General features: G+C 65.4%; 18 protein-coding genes. 10 read left to right on the forward strand and 8 right to left on the reverse strand.

Going from position 1 to position 17995, the window contains the following annotated elements:
- The first annotated feature begins 17 nt into the window (after positions 1–17).
- A complete protein-coding gene (locus K1X74_01665) occupies positions 18–542 on the forward strand; it encodes an SRPBCC family protein (protein ID MBX7165032.1) in 525 nt (174 codons plus the stop codon).
- Here K1X74_01665 and K1X74_01670 read toward each other — a convergent pair.
- From K1X74_01670 to K1X74_01685, 4 genes are read right to left on the reverse strand one after another with little or no spacing between them, the layout of a single operon-like run.
- Positions 517–2262 carry a PAS domain S-box protein gene (locus K1X74_01670; protein ID MBX7165033.1) on the reverse strand — a complete coding sequence of 582 codons (1746 nt, stop codon included), beginning with the start codon at positions 2260–2262 and terminating at the stop codon, positions 517–519. The genes K1X74_01665 and K1X74_01670 overlap by 26 nt on opposite strands.
- A complete protein-coding gene (locus K1X74_01675) occupies positions 2213–2464 on the reverse strand; it encodes a hypothetical protein (protein MBX7165034.1) in 252 nt (83 codons plus the stop codon). The genes K1X74_01670 and K1X74_01675 overlap by 50 nt, the downstream gene beginning before the upstream one ends.
- 49 nt (positions 2465–2513) lie before the next feature.
- A complete protein-coding gene (gene folD, locus K1X74_01680) occupies positions 2514–3371 on the reverse strand; it encodes a bifunctional methylenetetrahydrofolate dehydrogenase/methenyltetrahydrofolate cyclohydrolase FolD (protein MBX7165035.1) in 858 nt (285 codons plus the stop codon).
- Positions 3372–3405: 34 nt separating this feature from the next.
- Complete coding sequence (locus tag K1X74_01685; protein MBX7165036.1) at positions 3406–3921, reverse strand: phosphatidylglycerophosphatase A; 516 nt, start codon at positions 3919–3921, stop codon at positions 3406–3408.
- Between the two features lie 229 nt (positions 3922–4150).
- Between K1X74_01685 and K1X74_01690 the strand changes: the two genes are divergently transcribed.
- The 7 genes from K1X74_01690 (at position 4151) to K1X74_01720 (ending at position 11969) form a co-directional block, all read left to right on the forward strand.
- Complete coding sequence (locus tag K1X74_01690; GenBank protein ID MBX7165037.1) at positions 4151–5911, forward strand: NADPH-dependent assimilatory sulfite reductase hemoprotein subunit; 1761 nt, start codon at positions 4151–4153, stop codon at positions 5909–5911.
- 64 nt (positions 5912–5975) lie between these two features.
- Positions 5976–6368, forward strand: a complete 393-nt coding sequence (locus K1X74_01695; protein MBX7165038.1) for a hypothetical protein — start codon at positions 5976–5978, stop codon at positions 6366–6368.
- A 337-nt stretch (positions 6369–6705) separates the two neighbouring features.
- Positions 6706–8535, forward strand: a complete 1830-nt coding sequence (locus K1X74_01700) for a carbamoyltransferase (protein ID MBX7165039.1) — start codon at positions 6706–6708, stop codon at positions 8533–8535.
- Positions 8522–8890 (forward strand): hypothetical protein, encoded by a 369-nt coding sequence (locus tag K1X74_01705; GenBank protein MBX7165040.1) that lies wholly within the window; start codon positions 8522–8524, stop codon positions 8888–8890. Before K1X74_01700 ends, K1X74_01705 begins: the two co-directional genes overlap by 14 nt.
- 167 nt (positions 8891–9057) lie before the next feature.
- Positions 9058–9624 (forward strand): hypothetical protein, encoded by a 567-nt coding sequence (locus K1X74_01710; GenBank protein MBX7165041.1) that lies wholly within the window; start codon positions 9058–9060, stop codon positions 9622–9624.
- A 24-nt stretch (positions 9625–9648) separates the two neighbouring features.
- Positions 9649–10647 (forward strand): SGNH/GDSL hydrolase family protein, encoded by a 999-nt coding sequence (locus tag K1X74_01715; GenBank protein ID MBX7165042.1) that lies wholly within the window; start codon positions 9649–9651, stop codon positions 10645–10647.
- 65 nt (positions 10648–10712) lie between these two features.
- Positions 10713–11969, forward strand: a complete 1257-nt coding sequence (locus tag K1X74_01720; protein MBX7165043.1) for a glycosyltransferase family 4 protein — start codon at positions 10713–10715, stop codon at positions 11967–11969.
- 18 nt (positions 11970–11987) lie between these two features.
- On the opposite strand, the gene K1X74_01725 is transcribed toward K1X74_01720, so the two are convergent.
- Together K1X74_01725 and K1X74_01730 are read right to left on the reverse strand one after the other, a co-directional pair.
- Positions 11988–12719 carry an RraA family protein gene (locus K1X74_01725; GenBank protein MBX7165044.1) on the reverse strand — a complete coding sequence of 244 codons (732 nt, stop codon included), beginning with the start codon at positions 12717–12719 and terminating at the stop codon, positions 11988–11990.
- A 114-nt stretch (positions 12720–12833) separates the two neighbouring features.
- On the reverse strand, positions 12834–13163 hold the full coding sequence (locus K1X74_01730; GenBank protein MBX7165045.1) for a hypothetical protein: 330 nt from the start codon (positions 13161–13163) through the stop codon (positions 12834–12836).
- Positions 13164–13313: 150 nt separating this feature from the next.
- Here K1X74_01730 and K1X74_01735 point away from each other — a divergent pair, with 150 nt between their 5' ends.
- A complete protein-coding gene (locus tag K1X74_01735; protein ID MBX7165046.1) occupies positions 13314–13733 on the forward strand; it encodes a VOC family protein in 420 nt (139 codons plus the stop codon).
- A gap of 5 nt (positions 13734–13738) precedes the next feature.
- Here K1X74_01735 and K1X74_01740 read toward each other — a convergent pair whose 3' ends face one another.
- A complete protein-coding gene (locus K1X74_01740; GenBank protein ID MBX7165047.1) occupies positions 13739–14569 on the reverse strand; it encodes an SDR family oxidoreductase in 831 nt (276 codons plus the stop codon).
- A 104-nt stretch (positions 14570–14673) separates the two neighbouring features.
- Positions 14674–17406, reverse strand: a complete 2733-nt coding sequence (locus K1X74_01745; GenBank protein ID MBX7165048.1) for a hypothetical protein — start codon at positions 17404–17406, stop codon at positions 14674–14676.
- Between the two features lie 304 nt (positions 17407–17710).
- On the opposite strand from K1X74_01745, the gene K1X74_01750 reads away from it, so the two are divergent.
- Positions 17711–17992, forward strand: a complete 282-nt coding sequence (locus K1X74_01750) for a transcriptional regulator (GenBank protein ID MBX7165049.1) — start codon at positions 17711–17713, stop codon at positions 17990–17992.
- The last annotated feature ends 3 nt before the right edge of the window (positions 17993–17995 follow it).

Genomic DNA, 17995 nt, shown 5'->3' on the forward strand with positions numbered 1-17995 from the left:
CTTGGCGAGGTGCAGCGATGAAAAACGCGTGGAAATGGCTCGTTGGTGCGTTGGTCGTGCTCGTGGGCGCGGCACTGCTCGTGCCGGCGCTGCTGCCCAGTCGAGTACACGTAGAGCGATCGACCGTGATCAGCAAGCCTCCGGCCGAGGTGTTCGCCGTCGTCTCGGACTTGAACCGCTATGCCGAGTGGGATCCCTTCTCGCGGACCGATCCGACTTCCAAGAGCACGGTGACCGGCGCCGGCCAGGAGGCCGTCTATACGTGGCAAGGCGAACAGACGGGGCGCGGCCAGATGCAGATTGCCGGGCTCGATCCGCCTCGGCGGGTCGATTTTGCCCTTGAGACGTTCGAGCCGATGGCCGCGAAGTTTCAGGCCTCTTACTTGCTCGAACCGGCCGGCGCAGGAACGAAGATGAGCTGGACCTACGACGGCGAAATGGACTATTTCGGCCGCTACTTCGGCCTGATGATGGACGGCATGCTGGGACCGCTGTTCGAGCAGGGCCTGGACAACATCAAGACGCTGCTGGAGAAGCCGTAGCCTCGCTTGTCCGGCGCGCCTCTTCGAAATGGCGCCGGATCGATGCGACGAGCTGCTGGCGGTCGATGGGCTTGGTCGCATAGTCCGTACAGCCGGCGATCAAGCAGCGCTCACGATCGCCCGACATCGCGTGTGCCGTCAAGGCGATGATCGGTCGCGTATAGCCTTCGGCCCGCAGCCGCTCGGCCGTCTGATAGCCGTCCAGGACGGGCATCTGCATATCGAGCACCAGTGCGTCGAACGGCCGGCCCGCGGCGTGGGCCAGTCGGATTTCCTCGATCGCCATTTGACCGTTGATGGCCAACACCACCTCGGCGCCCGCCTTGCGCAGCACGTAGGCGATCAGTCGTTGATTGTCGGGCCCATCTTCGGCCAGCAGCAGCCGGATGCCGTTCAACACGCGCGCCTGGCCCGCGAGTTCGGCTGCACCGTCGGCCCCGGGGCCCTGCAGATGCTCCGCCGTCAACAGCGCGCCGTCGCTCGTCGGGCGAACATGCTGCGCGACACCCGCGCGCGGCGCGGCGATCACGGCGCGGAACTGTGATCCTCGACCCGGTGTACTGCCAACCAGGTCGACGCCGCCGCCCAACAGCTCGGCCAACTGCCGGCAGATCGACAAGCCCAGGCCGCTGCCACCGAACCGCCGACAGGTGGTGTTATCGGCTTGAGAAAACGGTTCGAAGACCCGGGTTGTTTGTTCGGGCGTCAGGCCGATGCCGGTATCGTGCACGTCGCAGATCAAGCGCGGTGCCGGGTCCGGCTGCCACGAGACGACGAGCCGCACGCCGCCCAACTCGGTGAACTTGATCGCGTTGCCAACCAGGTTGAACAGGATCTGGCGGAACCGCATGGCGTCGGTTTCGACCTGGTCGGGCAGCGATCCCTGGATTTCGCAGGTCAGCGACAGCCCCTTGGCGTCGGCCCGGACCTTCATCAGCGAGACGACGTCGAACAGCAGTTGCAGCGGCGCGACGGGTGCCACTTCGAGTTCGATCCGCTGGGCCTCGATTTTCGACAAGTCGAGAATGTCGTTGAGCACCTGGAGCAGGTGTTCGCCGTTGCGGCGGATCGTGGCGATCGCGGCCAGGCGATCGTGTTCGCTCTGATCGCCTTCCAACAGGTTTTCGGCAAAGCCGAGGATGGCCGTCAACGGGGTGCGCAGCTCGTGGCTCATGTTGGCCAGGAACTCGCTCTTGGCCCGATTGGCCGCGGCGGCCGCCACGGTTTGCGCTTGGAGATGGTGGTTGGTCTCGGCCAGCTCGCGGGCCTGCTCGGCCAAGCGCTCGCGCGCCGCCACGCGCTCGCGGATATCGCGCACCACGCCAGCGAAGGTCCGCCCTTGTGGCTCGCGGAATTCGCTCACCGAAATCTCGATGGGAAACTCGGTGCCGTCGCGATGCAGAGCCATCGTCTCACGGCCGATGCCGATCACCTTCGGCGGCCCGCCGGCCAGATAGGCCTGCATGGCGGCCTCGTGCACCGGTCGCAGATACTCGGGCATCAGCATCTGCACGTTCTGGCCGAGCAGTTCGCTGGTGGAGTAGCCGAACCACTTGCAGATGGCCCGATTGACCGAAATGATCTCCCCGGTGCTGTTGATCAGCACGATCCCGTCGACCGCCGCTTCGAGCACGGCGCGGAACCTGGCATCGGCATTTCGCTGGCCGCTCTCACGCTCCGGCTCGTTGGGAGATGTGGCGTCGTTCGCGTTCGCTGGCATCGTTTCGATCCCTGTTGCAAGTCATGTTGGTTGCCAGGCGCATCACGAGTCCCCCCTGCCGGAAAACCATGGCTTGAAACACTAAATCGTCACTGAGCGAAACGGGGTCTGTTCCTTTTTTTATTTGCAGTTTTGCGCGTTTTGGGCGAATTTGCGCGGAGACAATCTGGCAAATACCGCCGTGTTTTTGCCAACGCGACATGTAAAAATCGACTCCCCAGCGGATGTTCGGGGGGGCCATAAAACGCAAATCACACCTGCAGTTTTCGCGCGGCCACGAGCGTGTTTGCCAACAGCATCGTGACTGTCAGCGGGCCCACGCCGCCCGGCACCGGCGTGATCGCGCCGGCCACGGACCGCACCGCATCAAAATCGACGTCGCCGCATAGTTTGCCGTCGGCGCGGTTCATGCCCACGTCGATCACCGTGGCGCCGGGCCGGACCATGTTGGCCGTGACGAACCGCGCCTGACCGATCGCGACGATCAGAATGTCGGCCGTGCGTGTGACGGCCGGTAGGTCGCGCGTGCGGCTGTGGCAAATGGTGACCGTCGCGTCGTGCCCGCGCTGTACGAGCATCATGCCCATCGGTTTGCCGACGATGTCGCTGCGCCCCACGACGACGACGTGCTGGCCCGCGACTTCGATGCCGTTGCGGGTCAGCAACTGTTGAATGCCGTGCGGCGTGCACGGCAAATAGCGCGGGCGACCCTGCATCAACCGCCCGACGTTGTCCGGATGAAACGCATCGACATCCTTGAGCGGATCGATTGCGTCGAGCACGGCCGTCGCATCGATGCCTCGCGGGAGCGGCAACTGCACAAGGATGCCGTGCACTTGCGAGTCGGCGTTCAGCCGCGCGACCAGTTCGAGCAACTCGGCCTGCGTCGTGCTGCCCGGCAGTCGAAAGAGCTGGCTCGCCAGGTTGGACCGCTCGCAGGCCAGGCGCTTGTTGCGCACATAGACCTCGCTGGCCGGGTCGTCGCCCACCAGCACCGCCGCGAGGCACGGCTGCACGCCGGTGGCCTGCGTAAAATCCGCGGCATCGCGGGCAATTTCCGCCTGGATTTCCTGGGCCAAGGCCTTGCCGTCGAGAAGTCGCGCCGTCATGCCGTGCAGGCTCCGTGATGCCGTCTTTGCACCCCTACAACCAACCGGCTCCGGCCAGCAGGCTCAGCGCGCAACGCAGCGCCAGGTTCGAGTACACGCCCGCCATCAGGTCGTCCGCCATGATGCCCAAACCGTCGGGCAGGTGCTCGAGCCGACGCGTCGGCGGAGGCTTGCTGATGTCGAACAGCCGATGCAGCCCGAAACCTAAGGCGGCCACGACCCAGTTGTCCATGGGCACCAGGAAGAAGGTCACCGGCAGACTGGCGATCTCGTCGAAGACGATCGATCCGGGATCTTTTTCGCCCCCGAGGCGCCGCGCCGCGGCCGTGCACAGTGGAACTCCGGCCGCAAAAATGGCGGCGATCAGGAGCACTTGCACCCAAGGCGACGCCACCTGCTGGACGGCCCATGCCAGCACGACACCCCAGAGAGCACCCCAGGTGCCGGGCGCCGGCAGTCTCCCAACCCAGGCCCCGGTGGCCAAAAAGACGACCCACCCACCCCGCATGAACTCACCCAAGGGCGGCTTGTGCGATCTCGATTGGCCCATAGCGCCTGCAATCGTACCGGGCGCGGCAGGCTGCCGTCACCCATTGCGGGCGTGAGAATCGCCGCACCCGGGTCTCCCACCTCGAACCTGGCGTGGCCTCTGGGTAGTCCAGTTTGTATATTCCGGTCGCGCAAGCTATACTAAGATGACTAAGTTGATCATCTTGCTTACGTAACCCAAGCGCGGGCCGCAAGTCGCGCGTGACCGTGCCCTTTTGGACTCCGAAGACATGTCCGACGAAGAACCGTCCGGCTCGGCGCTGAGCCCTGTCGAGAAAACCAAGCAGGCCAGCAACTATCTGCGCGGCACGATCCGCGAGGAGTTGCAAGGCGAGACGTCGGCGTTCAACAAGGACAACGCCACACTGCTGAAGTTCCACGGCACTTATCAGCAAGACGATCGCGATGTCCGCAGCGAGAAGACGGCCGCGGCCGGCAAGAAGCGCGAAAAGGAATACAGCTTCATGGTCCGCGTCCGCATTCCAGGCGGACAGCTCACGGCCGACCAGTTCCTGGCGCAGCTCGACGTCGGCGACCAGTTGGGCAACGCGAACATCCGTCTGACCACGCGCCAGGCGATCCAGTTTCATGGAGTGGTCAAACAAAACCTCTGGCCGGTGATTCACCGGATCAACGAGATCGAGCTGTCAACCTTGGCGGCCTGCGGCGACGTCGTGCGCAACATCATGTGCTGCCCCGCGCCGATCAACGGCGACCCGGTGCACGGCCAGATGAAGGCGATGTGCGACCGGCTCGTCCAACACCTGGCCCCGCGCACGCCGGCTTACCACGAAATCTGGGTCGCTGAACCAGGCGCCGAGCCGCAATTGGTCAACGGCGCCGCGGCGCATGGCGCCGCCGGCGAGGAAATCGAGCCGATCTATGGCCGCACCTATTTGCCGCGCAAGTTCAAGATCGCCGTCGGCCTGCCGGGCGACAATTGCGTCGACATCTATTCGCAAGACCTGGGCTTCATGGCCATCTGCGAGGATTACAACGTCGTCGGCTACAACGTGCTGGTCGGCGGCGGCTTCGGCATGACCCCCAGCGCGAAGAAGACCTTCCCGGCCATCGCCAAGCGGCTCACCTATGTAAGACCCGACCAGGTGCTCGACGTGGCCGAGGCGATCATCAAGGTCCAGCGCGACCACGGCAATCGCAGCGACCGCAAGGTGGCCCGGCTCAAGTACCTGATTCACAACTGGGGCCTGGAACGGTTCAAGGAAGCGGTCGAGCAAGCTTTCGGCCAGAAGCTGCCGGAGCCGCACCCCGACGACGTACGCGGCTTCGACGATCACCTGGGCTGGCACGAACAGGGCGACGGCCGCTGGTTCTACGGGCTGAACGTGGAAAACGGCCGCGTGAAAGACGAAGGCAACTTCCGCCTGAAGACGGCGCTGCGGGTGCTCCTGCAAGAGCTGCAGCCCGGCGTCCGGTTGACCACTCATCAGAGCTTGTTGTTCACCGACCTGGCGGAAGATCAGCGCTCGGGGCTCGAGCAGATTCTGCGCGAGCATGGCGTCAAGCTCTCGCACGAGATCTCGCAGGTGCGCCGCTGGTCGATGGCCTGTGTCGCCTGGCCGACCTGCAGCCTGGCGATCACCGAGAGCGAACGGGCCCTACCCGGCGTGATCGATCGGCTCGAGACCGAAGTGGCCCGGCTGGGCCTGTCGAGCGAAGCGTTTACGGTTCGGATGACGGGCTGCCCCAACGGCTGCGCGCGGCCGTTCAACTCGGACGTTGGCCTGGTTGGCAAGGCGGTCGGCAAATACACCGTTTATCTGGGTGGCCGGCTGCTCGGCAACCGGCTGAACACCTTGTACAAGGACCTGGTACCGCTCGAGGAAATCGTGCCGACGCTGGTACCGGCCCTGGCCTTCTTCAAGCAGCAGCGGATCAACGGCGAGACATTCGGCGATTTCTGCGACCGTCAAGGCGTCGAAGCGATACGCGCCTTTGCCGAGCAGTTCGCAGCGGTGCAAGCCGGTTGATCGACGTCCACGCGATCCTCGTCGGATTCCCGGCGAGGCATGGGGACCAGGAGGCCCCACGGGCATGCGCCCCTTGCGACCTTGGATGACGTTCGTGCTGCGGTTCGCGGCGTGCTTCAACCTGCTGGCCGGGTTGAGCATGCTGCTGTTCTATCACGAGCAGCTCAAAATGATCGGCGTACACAAGACGCCGGCCATGGTGCTGCCGATTCAACTGGTCGGCGCGCTGGTTATGCTGTTTGGCGTCGGCTACTGGCTGGTCGCCGAACACCCGGCCGAAAACCGGCATCACCTGTTGCTGGGCTTTCTGAGCAAGTTGTCCGGTTCGCTGCTGGCCATTTACCACGTGGCGCTGGGCAACCTGCCGCCGGCGTTCCTGGGGGCCGTGTTCTTCGCCGACATCATCTACCTGCCCCTGTTCTGGGTGATCCTGCGGCGGCTCTACCCGGCCGCCTGATACCCGGTTTCCCCCCACCCGGCGAGGCCGCGGCGAGGGCTCCGGGGGCCAGCGTTTTTCGTCCAATCGGCAGCATCGGCGCGACCGGTCGGCAAGGTGCTTGCGCAACGCTTGCGCGGCTGATTCCAAGCCTGCCGCATGGTTGACTTTGCGTTCTTTGCCTAGCTAAGGTGATGGGCTGTAGTTGCGGTGCGGAGCGACCTGAGGGGGGGGCCCAAGGTCGGTCTTTCGACCGCCGTCGCGCACGTTGGTGCGCCCCCTTCCGACGGCGTCCCGAGGCGATTGGCCTGCGGCGGCGCAAGTCCGTCAAGCCGGGCAAGCAGGCGAGGTAGGCACTTTGAAGCAATACGTTCTCGGCATCTCGGCGTTTTACCACGACTCGGCTGCCGCGTTGGTCTGCGACGGCGAGATCATCGCGGCCGCGCAGGAAGAGCGCTTTTCGCGCGTCAAGCACGATCCTCGGTTTCCCCGCAACGCGGTCAACTACTGCCTGGGCGAAGCGTTCATCGACCCGTCGGAGATCGCCTCGGTGGCGTTCTACGACAGCTCGCTGTTGACCTTCGATCGGGTCGTCAAGAACACCGTCAGCGTCGCCCCTGGCGGACGCGATCAGTTTGCCGACGCTTGCCGGGCCTTTCTCGGCGCCAAGGCGCGGCTGATGGACGACCTTGAAGAGGTGCTCGGCCTGCGGCCCAAGCTGCTCGTGACGCACCATCACATGGCGCATGCCGCGAGCTGCTTTTATCCCTCGCCCTACGAAGAGGCGGCCATCCTGACGATCGACGGCGTCGGCGAATGGGCCACTTGCACGCTGGGCCACGGTCAGGGCAACCAGATCGAATTGCTCAAGGAAATTCGCTATCCGCATTCGCTCGGGCTGCTCTACAGCGCCTTCACCTATTACTGCGGCTTCAAGGTCAACTCGGGCGAGTACAAGCTGATGGGCCTCGCGCCGTATGGCCAGCCCAAGTATGCCGACAAGATTCGGCAGCACCTGGTCGACCTCCTCGACGACGGCTCGTTCCGTTTGAACACCAAGTATTTCGGCTATCTCGACTCGGGCGTGATGACCAATGCCCACTTCGATGAGCTGTTCGGCGGCCCGGCCCGAAAGCCGGAGACGCAAATCACCCGCCGCGAAATGGACCTGGCCGCTTCGGTCCAGCAGGTGACCGAGGAAGCGATGCTCAAGCTCGTCGCGCACGCTTGCCAGTTGACCGGCTCGAAAAACGTCTGCATGGCCGGCGGCGTGGCGCTCAACTGCGTGGCTAACGGCCGCGTGTGGCGCGAGTCGCAGCTCGACGGGCTGTTCGTGCAGCCGGCCGCCAGCGATGCCGGCGGCGCCTTGGGCGCCGCGCAACTGGTCTCGCACCAGTTGTACGGCGCACCGCGCAAGCTCGAAGGCCAGCGCGACTCGCTCAAGGGCAGCTATCTGGGCCCCGGCTTTGCGCCGCACGAGATCGAGGCCTTCCTCGATCGCCAGGATGCTCCCCATCACCGCATCGAAGATGCGCAAGAACGAGCCCAGATGATCGCCACGGCGCTGGCCGAAGGCAAGGTCGTGGGCCTGCTCAGCGGGCGGATGGAGTTTGGTCCCCGCGCACTGGGTTCGCGTTCGATCATCGGCGACCCGCGGCAGCGCGACATGCAGTCGAAGATGAACTTGAAGATCAAGTTCCGCGAGAGCTTCCGGCCGTTTGCGCCTGCCGTGCTGGCGGAAAAGTCGGCCGAGTATTTCGACCTCGAGGGGATCAGCCCCTACATGCTGCTCGTGGCCCCGGTACAGCCCAGCCGGCAGGTCGCGATGCAGCGCAGCGTGTCCGAGGGCGACGACATGCTGCCGATCTTGAATCAACCGCGCAGCGACGTTCCGGCCGTCACGCACGTCGACTACAGCGCACGCATCCAAACGGTCGCCGAGGACGGGCATCCCGAGTTCCGCCGCATCCTCGAAGCGTTCTACGGGCAGACGGGGTGCCCGGTGCTCGTCAATACGAGCTTCAACGTGCGGGGCGAACCGATCGTGTGCACACCGAACGACGCCTATCGCTGCTTCATGCGGACCGACATGGACTTGCTGGTGCTGGAAGATTGGTTGTTGTGGAAAGAAGAGCAGCCGGCCATGCAGGGCGACGAAGACTGGAGAAGCCAATATGAGCTCGACTGAAGTGGACCGTACGCGTGCTCTGGCCGGCGCCCTGTTCGACGAGGTCATCGTCCCCTTGGCCGCGCGGCGCAAGGCCGCGGGGCAGCAGGCCTATTTTCCCCTGGCTGGCGAGCCGGGAGCGAAGACCTATTACGAGCAGCCGCTGTTGGGCAAGATGCAGCCGGCCGATTTCGAGTTTCCTGGCGGCGGTACGCCCGAGGGCCTGCTCGAAGCCTTGGCGCGATATTGGCAGGGGCAGGGTGAGACCGACCTGGCGGCGATGGTACCGCGGCTTAAAGAGATCGCCACGGCCGTGGCCGATGCGGCGCACGCCGACGATGGCAGCGTGAGCATCCTGTGCTATACGATGTTCTGACCGTGCGGTAGGCAATCCCAGGGGTAGGCAATCCGCGGGGCAACATGCGGATTTCGGTGGGCTCGATTTCATGGAGAACTCACAGCAAGGATGTGTTCGAGGCCAGTGTGACCAGGGGCACCCAATGCCCGACCCCCGGCGCGCGAAACTACAGGGGACAGTTGGGCATGAGCACAGCGACATGCTTACGCGAGCAGATCGAGCAAGATCTCTGGGATTGGGTGCATAACTTCGTCAACGCCAAGAATGCGTTCTACGATTACAAGTTTCCGCCCTGCCCGTTCGCCAAGCAGGCGATCCAACAAAAGACCTTGGCCGTCGAAGTCTGGGAATCGGGCAACGTTCGCGAGTTTATTCGCAGTTGTGCCGACAAGGTGCGCCTGTCGCCGACCCTGACGACGCTGGTGATGGCGTTTCCGCCGCGGACGAAGTTTGCCTGGGGTTTGACCGACTATGTCGAGAGCCTCAACGCCGAGATGATCTGCGACGACGTGTTCCTCAACACGGGTGAAGCCAAGACCACGGTCAGCCGCTATCCTGGATCGCCGCCCAACGAGCCCTATTTCATCGTCATCGCCAACAGCCTCGAAGCGGTGCTGCAAGGCTGCGAAGCGCTGAAAAAGACCGACTACTACAAGGATTGGCCGGCCGAGCATTACGCCTTGGTCGTCGAACGCCGGCAGCGGATGTACGAAAAGTACGGCCGCAAGCCCGGCCACGACAAACCCAGGTGACGTCGGCGGTCAGCGAATCGACGCATGTGGAAATCGCTCTCCCGGTATCATCCCCGCATCGGCTACACGCTCATGCCGAGCGTGAAGTCGCGCGTGCCTTGGGAGACCGGTGGCTACCTGTTGCAGACCAACGCGGCCGGCTTTCGCTCGAACCGCGAGTTCGTCAAGGAGCGCACGCCCGGCAAGTTCCGCGCGATCTTGTTCGGCGACTCGATGACCGCCGGCGACGGTGTGGCCAACGCCGACCGCTATAGCGACCAGCTCGAAGCAATGGTCCCCCATCTCGAGGTCTACAACTACGGCCTCCCCGGCACGGGCACCGACCAGCACTACATCGCCTTTCAAGATTGTGCCGACGTCGAGTACGACCTGCTCGTGATCGGGCTGTACGTCGAGAACATCGGCCGGGTGGCCAACCGGTTTCGCACGTTCGCCGGCGAGCGCGGCGAAAAGGTGATCTACGCGAAGCCCTATTTCCTGCTGGAGAACGACGAGCTTACCCTGCACCACATCCCGGTGCCGAAGGCGGCCCTGACCAAGGAGTCGATGTCGCCGGAAGACCTGAAACACGTCAACTGGGGTGTGCCGCACGCCGGGCTGCGCGAGGTGGTCAAGAAACTCGGCCTCCGCGACCTGGCCCAGAAGATCACGCGCTTTCAGCCGCTGCCCGAGTATGCCTCGCCCGATCATCCCGACTGGAAGCTGCTGAGCAAGATTGTCTCGAACTGGGCCGGCGAGAGCCGGGCGCCGGTGCTGATCGTGCTGCTGCCGATGTGGCCGTTCACCGAAGAGTCGAGCGACCCGACGCCGTACCAGGCGCGGTACCGCGAGTTGGCCGCGCAGATCGGCTGCTACCTGCACGATCCGCTGCCGGACCTGTGGAAGTACACGCCCGAGGAGCGCCGGGCTTTTCGCTTCAAGGTCGATTCGCACTACACGCCGGCCGGCCACAAGGCGATCGCTGCATCGATCGCCCCAACGATCGAGCGCATCATGGCCGAACACCCGGCACCCCAGTCCTAGTCGTATAGCATCCGCGCCGTGCGTGTCGCCTTGTCGATCCCCGTTGCCAAAGCCATCCAGCCGCTATGACCGCAGCGCCGGCGCGACGCAAATGGCTGATCATCACACAGTACTACCCGCCCGAGGTAGGCGCGCCGCAAATCCGGCTGGCCTCGATGGCCAAGCAGCTCCAGCGGCGCGGGATCGACGTCGAGGTGCTCACCGGGCTGCCGAATTACCCGGTCGGCAAGATCTTTCCCGAATACGCCGGCGCCGCCGGACGCGACAAGCGGCGCGAAACGATCGGCGGCATCCCGGTTCGCCGGGTATGGATCTATGCCGCGTCGGGCCGGTCGATCTTCAAGCGGCTGGCCAACTATTTCAGCTTCACGTGGTCGGTGCTGTGGGCGGCGCTCTTCGGTCCGCGGCCTGACGTCATCTTCCTCGAATCGCAGCCGCTGTCAGTCGGTATCGTCGGCCTGGCGATGAAATGGTTTCGCGGCGTGCCGTACGTCTATAACGTGCCCGATCTGCAGGTCGACGTGGCCAAGCAACTCGGTTTCGTGCGCAGCGAGTGGTTTCTCAAGCTCGCCTTGGCGCTGGAGAACCTGTTCCTGCGCCAAAGCTGGAAGGTGTCGACCGTCACGCACCAGTTCATCGAGCATTTCGTCGGCCGGGGCATCGATCGCGGCAAAGTGACCTTCCTGCCCAACGGGGCCGATACCGAGTTTCTGCAGCCCCTGCCGCCCGACCCGGAACTGCTCGAGCGCTGGCAACTGCAAGGTAAGCAAGGCTTCTTCTACGTCGGTACGCAGGCCTACTACCATTCGCTCGACACGCTGATCGACGCGGCCACGCTGTTGCGCGACCGCACGGACTTGAGGTTTGTCATCCTGGGCGACGGTCCCGAGCATCCGCGGATCGTCAAGCTGGCCGAAGAGCGCGGCCTGCCAAACGTTGTCTTTGGCGACGCGCCCTACGAGCGCATGCCGCGGACCTATTCAGTGGCCTACGCCTCGGTGGCCACGGTGCGCGACATGCCCGTCGCCGGGCAAATGCGCCTAGCCAAAGTTGCAGCGTCGCTCGCCTGCGGCGTGCCGGTGATTCTCACGGCCCGCGGCGAGCATGCCGAGTTGATGGTCAAGAACGAGTTGGGCGTGGTCGTCGAGCCCGAGCAGCCGCAGCAACTGGCCGACGCGATCGCCGCGCTAGCCGACGATCCGGAACGCCGCAACCGGCTGAGCGCGTCGGGCCGGGATTTCGCCGTGCGCGAAACGAGCTGGTCGATGATCGTCGAGAATTGGCTGGCCGAAATCGGCGAGCCCACGCCGACGAAAGTCTAGCGGCCGCCGCGCTCGCAGCTACTTGAGCAGGGCCTGGGCCCGCTTCGACAGCTCGGCCACGACGCCGGAAAACTCCTTACGCGCCGCGGCCAGGCCCGCCACGGTCTTCGTACCGGGCCCGTTGACATAGTCGAGCACGATGCGTTCGGCGGCAACGAATTGCTGGCCGATCTCGACGATCGGGCCAGCGAGCGGGATCGGGATGCTCGTCACGCCGTTGCAATCGCCGTGCAACAAGTCGCCCTGCTCGACCACCAGCCCGCCGACGCGCACCGGCAGGCCCACGTGCAAGATGTGGCAGTAGGCGTGCGAACAATTGGTCGAGCCGGTGAACACCGGATACTTGATGGCCCGAACCTGGTCCAGGTCGCGCCCCGAGCCGGAAGTGATCAGGCCCACCGAGCCGAACGCCTTGTAGGTCGAGCACATCACCTCGCCAAACGTGGCGGCCACGCTCGGCTCGTCGAGATCCTGGAACACGACCACCGCGGGCCCGGGCAGCCAGCCGAATTGTTCGATTTGTTTTTCGAGGCTCGCGTAGGCGTCGCCCTTGCCCGGCGGATTGTCGCTGCGAAAGCAGGCCGTCGTGGCGAAGCCGACCATCGGCGGAAACTCGGGAAAGTTGCAGCGAATCCGCTGATCCATGTAGCCGCGATTCCGCGGCCGCGCGTCGAACAGCTCGATGATGTTGCAAATGGTCGGCGTATCAAATTGGGCCAGCCGGCCCAAGAGCGCGGGATCAAACGTCATGGCAGCCACCACCGTAAACAGGCCAAGGTCGAGGGGGAACGAGCGAGCCCGGGCGTAAGAATAGCGTGCGCCGCGGCGCCACGCCACGCGGTGAGCGCCCGCGACCTGGCTGCTTCAATAGATCCTGCTGCCAGGGTAATACCGCGCCATGATCTGCCGGCGCAGTCCGATGAGCCCAACCAGGATAAAGCCCTTGGCCAGGATCAGCAGCGGTCGCAGCCGATAGGCTTCGAGGAAATCGCTCAGGCCGAATGCCAGAAATGCGGTGGCGTAAATGGGTTCCCAAGCAGAGCGACGGTTCCGCGCAAAGCGCATTGCGACGAGTGCGCCAAAGATGCACCAGGCGACGCCCTCCAAGAGATTCATCCAATGATAGACGGATGAAAACAAATCCGGATTCGTCGCCCGGTACTGCCAAAAAGTCTGCGTGAACGATCTGGTCACTTCGCGGACCTCTCTAGGGCATGCGACAACTTCCTCGAGGAAGCAACTTGCGACTCCAAGTTTAGCCGCCACGCGTTGCTTTTCGCCGCCGCTGTGCGAGAATCCGCGGGCAAGAGCCGAGTTTTCCGCACCTCCTCCGGACCCGCCGCCATGCCTGCCCCGCTGCCGCTCACGAGCGTCAATCACATTGCCCGCAGCACGCGAGACCTCAGCAAGCTCGACGAGACGATCCGCTTTTATCGCGACGTCCTCGGCTTTCGCTCGATCAAGCGGCCCAACTTCAGCTTTCCCGGCGCTTGGCTCTACGGCTATGGGCTGCAGATCCACTTGATCATCGACGAGCAGGCCGGCAGTCTGCCAGAGGACATCTCGACCCGGGCCGACCACGTGGCGTTGCACACGGCCGACATCGAGGGCGTGGCCCGGGCGCTCGACGAGCGCGGCATCAAGTACGTGCGCAACTACGTGCCCGACCGCGACGTGACGCAGATCTTCTTCCACGACCCGAACGGCTACCACATCGAGATCGGCAACTACCCGGCGGGGGTGGAGTATCTCGACCCGGCCTGATCGGTTTACGAACGTTGCGCCGTGTGACGGGCCCGGGCCTCGGCTTGGCGCTTTTGGCCCTGCTTGAGGATTCCCGGCTGCACTAGCCCGATCAGGCTCGGAAACATGCTGGACAGCTTGGCCAGATAGCCGCGCGAGGCGGGCAGCACGATTTCCAATTGCCCGCGTCGCAAGGCGCGATCGAGCACCGCGCGGCCGACGTCCTCGGCCGTGAGCGGATGCGACGTCGAAAAGGTCATCGCCGCCTCGGGAAAATCGAGCTGCTTGTCGAGCATCGGCGTCTGCACGGCGTCGGGACAAATCACGCTGACTTTCACGCCCCGCGGGCGCAACTCTTGCGCCACGGCCAGCGTGAACCCGCGCACGGCCCATTTCGAAGCGCAATAGAAGGCGATTCCCGGGATCGGCGCCAAGGCGGCCATCGAGGCGATGTTGACGATGTGCCCGGCGCCTTGCCGCACCATCACGGCGGCGGCCGCCTGCGTGCCGTACATCACGCCCTTGGCGTTGACGTCGATGTGCCAATCGATGTCGGGCGGCGCGGTCTCGTGGACCAGCCCGGGCTGGATGATGCCGGCCACGTTGAGCAGCACGTCGAGGCGCCCCCAGCGCTCGACCACGCGATCGATGGCGGCGCGCCAGGCGCCGGGATCGCGGACGTCGAGCACCTGCGGCAGCACGCGATCGGCCGGCCAGCGTGCGGTCAGTTGCGCGAGCGGCTCGGCGGCGATGTCGCAAGCCAGCAGTCGATCGCCGCGCGCGACCAGCTCGCCGGCCAGATAGCGGCCGATCCCGCTCGCCGCGCCGGTCAGCATCACCACCTGGGATTCAGCCATCGTTCGCCGCCGCGCGCCGGGTGCCGTGGAAGAGCGAGCATCGCCGCGCGGACAGGTGCGCGGATCTGCAATGCGGCCGAGCGGCGATCATAACCGCAGGACGACTAGCGCCGCACCGGGGGCGGCGAAAACGCCGGCTGCCGCACGCCGACCCGGGGCGCGACGGCCCCCGGGCGCCGCGCCGTCTCGAGCGGGGCGCCGGGCAGCAGCGTGACCGGCGTGATCGCCACGTCGTCGATCCAGGCCGTGCCGATGCCGGTGAGTACAAATGTGATCGAGGCCGCGCCCGACGCGGCGGCGGCCCGATACAGCGTAAACGCCTGCCAGCCGTCGGTGACGTTCCAGCGTGCGGCCAAGGCTTCGCCGCCCAGGCTGTCGATCGCCATCAGGCCATCGACGCTGCCGGTGATCGGCCGGTCGACGCGGACCCAGCCGTCGATGCGCACCCACTGCCCCGCCTCGACCGGGACCGCGGCCGAAGTGATCCACACGGTCGGCGCCTCGACTTCAGCAACGACCGCTTGCGCCTGGCGCGGCTGGCAGTTCAAGCGCAGCGCCCAACGGCCCGCGTGGGGCGAATCGGGCGAGAGCCCCACGTCGACCGCCAGCTCGACGCGCGGGCTTTGAACATGGCGCCAGCCGGCGCGCACCAGGGCATCGAGATTTTCCATGTCGCCGGCCGCCAATCGATTGGCGCCCAGCGCGGCCGCCGACACCCCGGCCCAGAGCCGTGCGTGTTCGCCCAGCGTGTCGAAGCTGACGCCCAGCGGACTGGTGACGGGCAAGCCGGTCAATTCGATCGCCTGCTGCCATTGCGAATGCTGCAACAGCCGCAAGGGGCGCAGCGCGCGGTCGGCCGCCAGATAGGCCGCGCTCCACTCGCCCGCGTCGCGCTTGGCGCGGGCATCGGCCAGTTGTTCTTGCGCCGCGGTGATCCAGCCGCTTTGTACGGCGTTGCGCTGCGCGCCGGGATCGAGTCGCCGCAACACGGCCTGCGTGCGGGCAAATTTCGTTTCCGCCAGCTCCAGGCCCAATTCGGCGGCGCGCTGTTGCAGACCGGCCAGATTGCGATTCAGACCGCCCAAAAGCTGCGGATCCTGGTCGGGCGCAAACACGACCGCTCCGGCCAGACCGAACTCTTCGAGCACCACGCGCTTGCCCCCGTTGACGCGCAGCGCGTCGATCGGCGTCAACCCGGCAGGCGTCGCCTGGTAGGCCTTGTGAGCCTCGGGCACCCCGGGCACGACAAACGTCACATTGCGCCCGGCCGATTGACCAGGAACGAACTGCGCTCCGGTTCCCGACCAGGCGGGCATCAGCAATCGAGCACGATCGAGTTGAAGCATCGTCGCGCTGACCTGTGGCACATTGCCAACGACCTGCGCCACGGCCTGCCCACCGGCCAGCCAGGGTTCGAGCGTGGCCAGCTCGAGATTGAGCAACTCGAGGGCCGCGGCCCGAGCCAGCGTCGAGGCGTTGCCCGCGTCGAGCCGGTCGCGCGAGCGGAACAAGAATCCATGTGCGCCGGCTGCCGCCGCGGCCAACGCGACCAGCCGCAACTGTTCGGGCTCAGTCACCGGTTCGGGAACATCTCGTCCGGCGACCTGCTCGAGATGTCGCTCGAGCACGGCGTCGAACTGCGTCTGGATGGTGACCCAGGCCGGCGTGCCGGGCCGAGCCAGCGCCGGCCGGCTGCGCAACCACTGGCGATAGGCCGGCAGCTCCAGCGAGGTGCCCAGCGGTGCGCGATCGAGCAACAGCGCGTCGAGATGACGGCTGTACAACCGCAGATCGGCATCGACGCCGGCGACCACGGGGCGCGCGGCGTCGCGGTCGGCACGGCGCAGTTGTTCGATGCGCACGCGCATCGCATCGAACTGTTCGTGCGTCAGATGCTCGCCGACAAGCCAGGCCAACATGCGGCCATAGACGGCGTCGACCGGCTGTTCCGTGGGTGGCGGCGGACCGACGATCCACAGGCCCGCTGCACGCGCTTCGCTCAACACCTCGGGCGAAAGCGGGGCGAACGACCAGATGCCGTTGAAGCCGCGCTGGCGAACCCAGGCCAGGGGCTCGCCCCGATACTCGAGCAGCCGCGGCACAAACACCCGACCGCCGACGCGCAACTGCGCGCCCTGCAGCTCGACGCGGTCGTGCCGCGCGTTGTCAGCCTCGCTGCCGGGCAGATCGACGGAGGGCGGCTCGCGCGTGTCCGAGGCCACGGCAGTGGGCGATACGGCGCCGACGACTTCCAAATCGTCGATCAGGATGGTCGTCGTACCGGGACCGCCATAGACATTCAACACCAGCGCATCGACGAACGCTTCGGCCAAATCGACGCCGCTACCCCATTCGGCCCGCAAGGCCGGGGCCTGGCGCCCGAGCAACGCGACGAGGTTGCCGACCTGCAGCAACTGCCAATCGCCCGTGGCCGCGGCGCTGGTGCCGCGCAGATACGTAACCAGCGGACCGCCGCTGCGCGGATGTTTCGTGCGCGGCAAGACGACGCGCGCCATCAATTGCACGCCCGGGCGATCCGATCGCACGTACACACTCGCCTGCAGCTCTTCGATCAGCCGGGCCGCGGGCACCTCGTGGACGTAGTGGATGTAGCTCGCGTTCGAAGCCGAAACCTCGAGCAATTCGCAGCCTGCGGCGGCGTGCCCCTGGGTAGGCAGACGCCGATGCGCGACCACCTGATGCGCGCCGTCGGCCCCCACCGGGCGCCAAGCGGTTTCGAGCCCGGAGAAGTCGTCGCGGTAGGCCCCCTGGGCCAGCAGTCGCGACGCGGCCCAAGGGCCCACGAGCGCAGCAGCCAACACCAACGGAACGAGCAAACGAGGCTGCCAGTGGCTCCCATCCACGGTGCTTTGGCCCAGACGTGCGCGACGATGCCCAAACGCAACCTCCTGCTGCGCGGGGCAACTTCGACGTAAGGCGTGCTTGTAACAGGATTTGCGCATCGCGGCGAGAGCGGTTGTTGCCTGCCCGCCACAGAGCTGCTCCCGGCTGTGTTTCGGCGGCTTTCCACAACTCGTTTACTGAAAGGCGGTTACGCAATCGCGAGCCGATTGCTCGCCCCTTGGCACACCCTCTGCTAAACAAGAAATCACCACCCAAACGCCCTTCGAGGAGCCAGCAATGAGCAACGCACAGCGGATCATCAAGCAGCATGCTGACGAGCTTCCCCAGGACCTCGAAGAGCTGATCGTGGCGGTCGAACAACTGCCCGAGGAGCAGCGGATGTCGCTCAACCCGTTGTTGGCCCGGGTGATCGAGAGCACCAAGCGTCGCCGGCGCATCTTGAGCCTTGTGCAGGACGCCCTGTCGCAGTTGCGGCTCGACATGAAGTACCTGATGTTCGATCTCGAAGCCACCCGCCGCGAGCGCGACGATCTTCGCCAGCAGCTCGAAGGCAACTGAACC

The sequence above is a fragment of the Pirellulales bacterium genome (assembly GCA_019694435.1).
Classification (GTDB): domain Bacteria; phylum Planctomycetota; class Planctomycetia; order Pirellulales; family JAEUIK01; genus JAIBBZ01.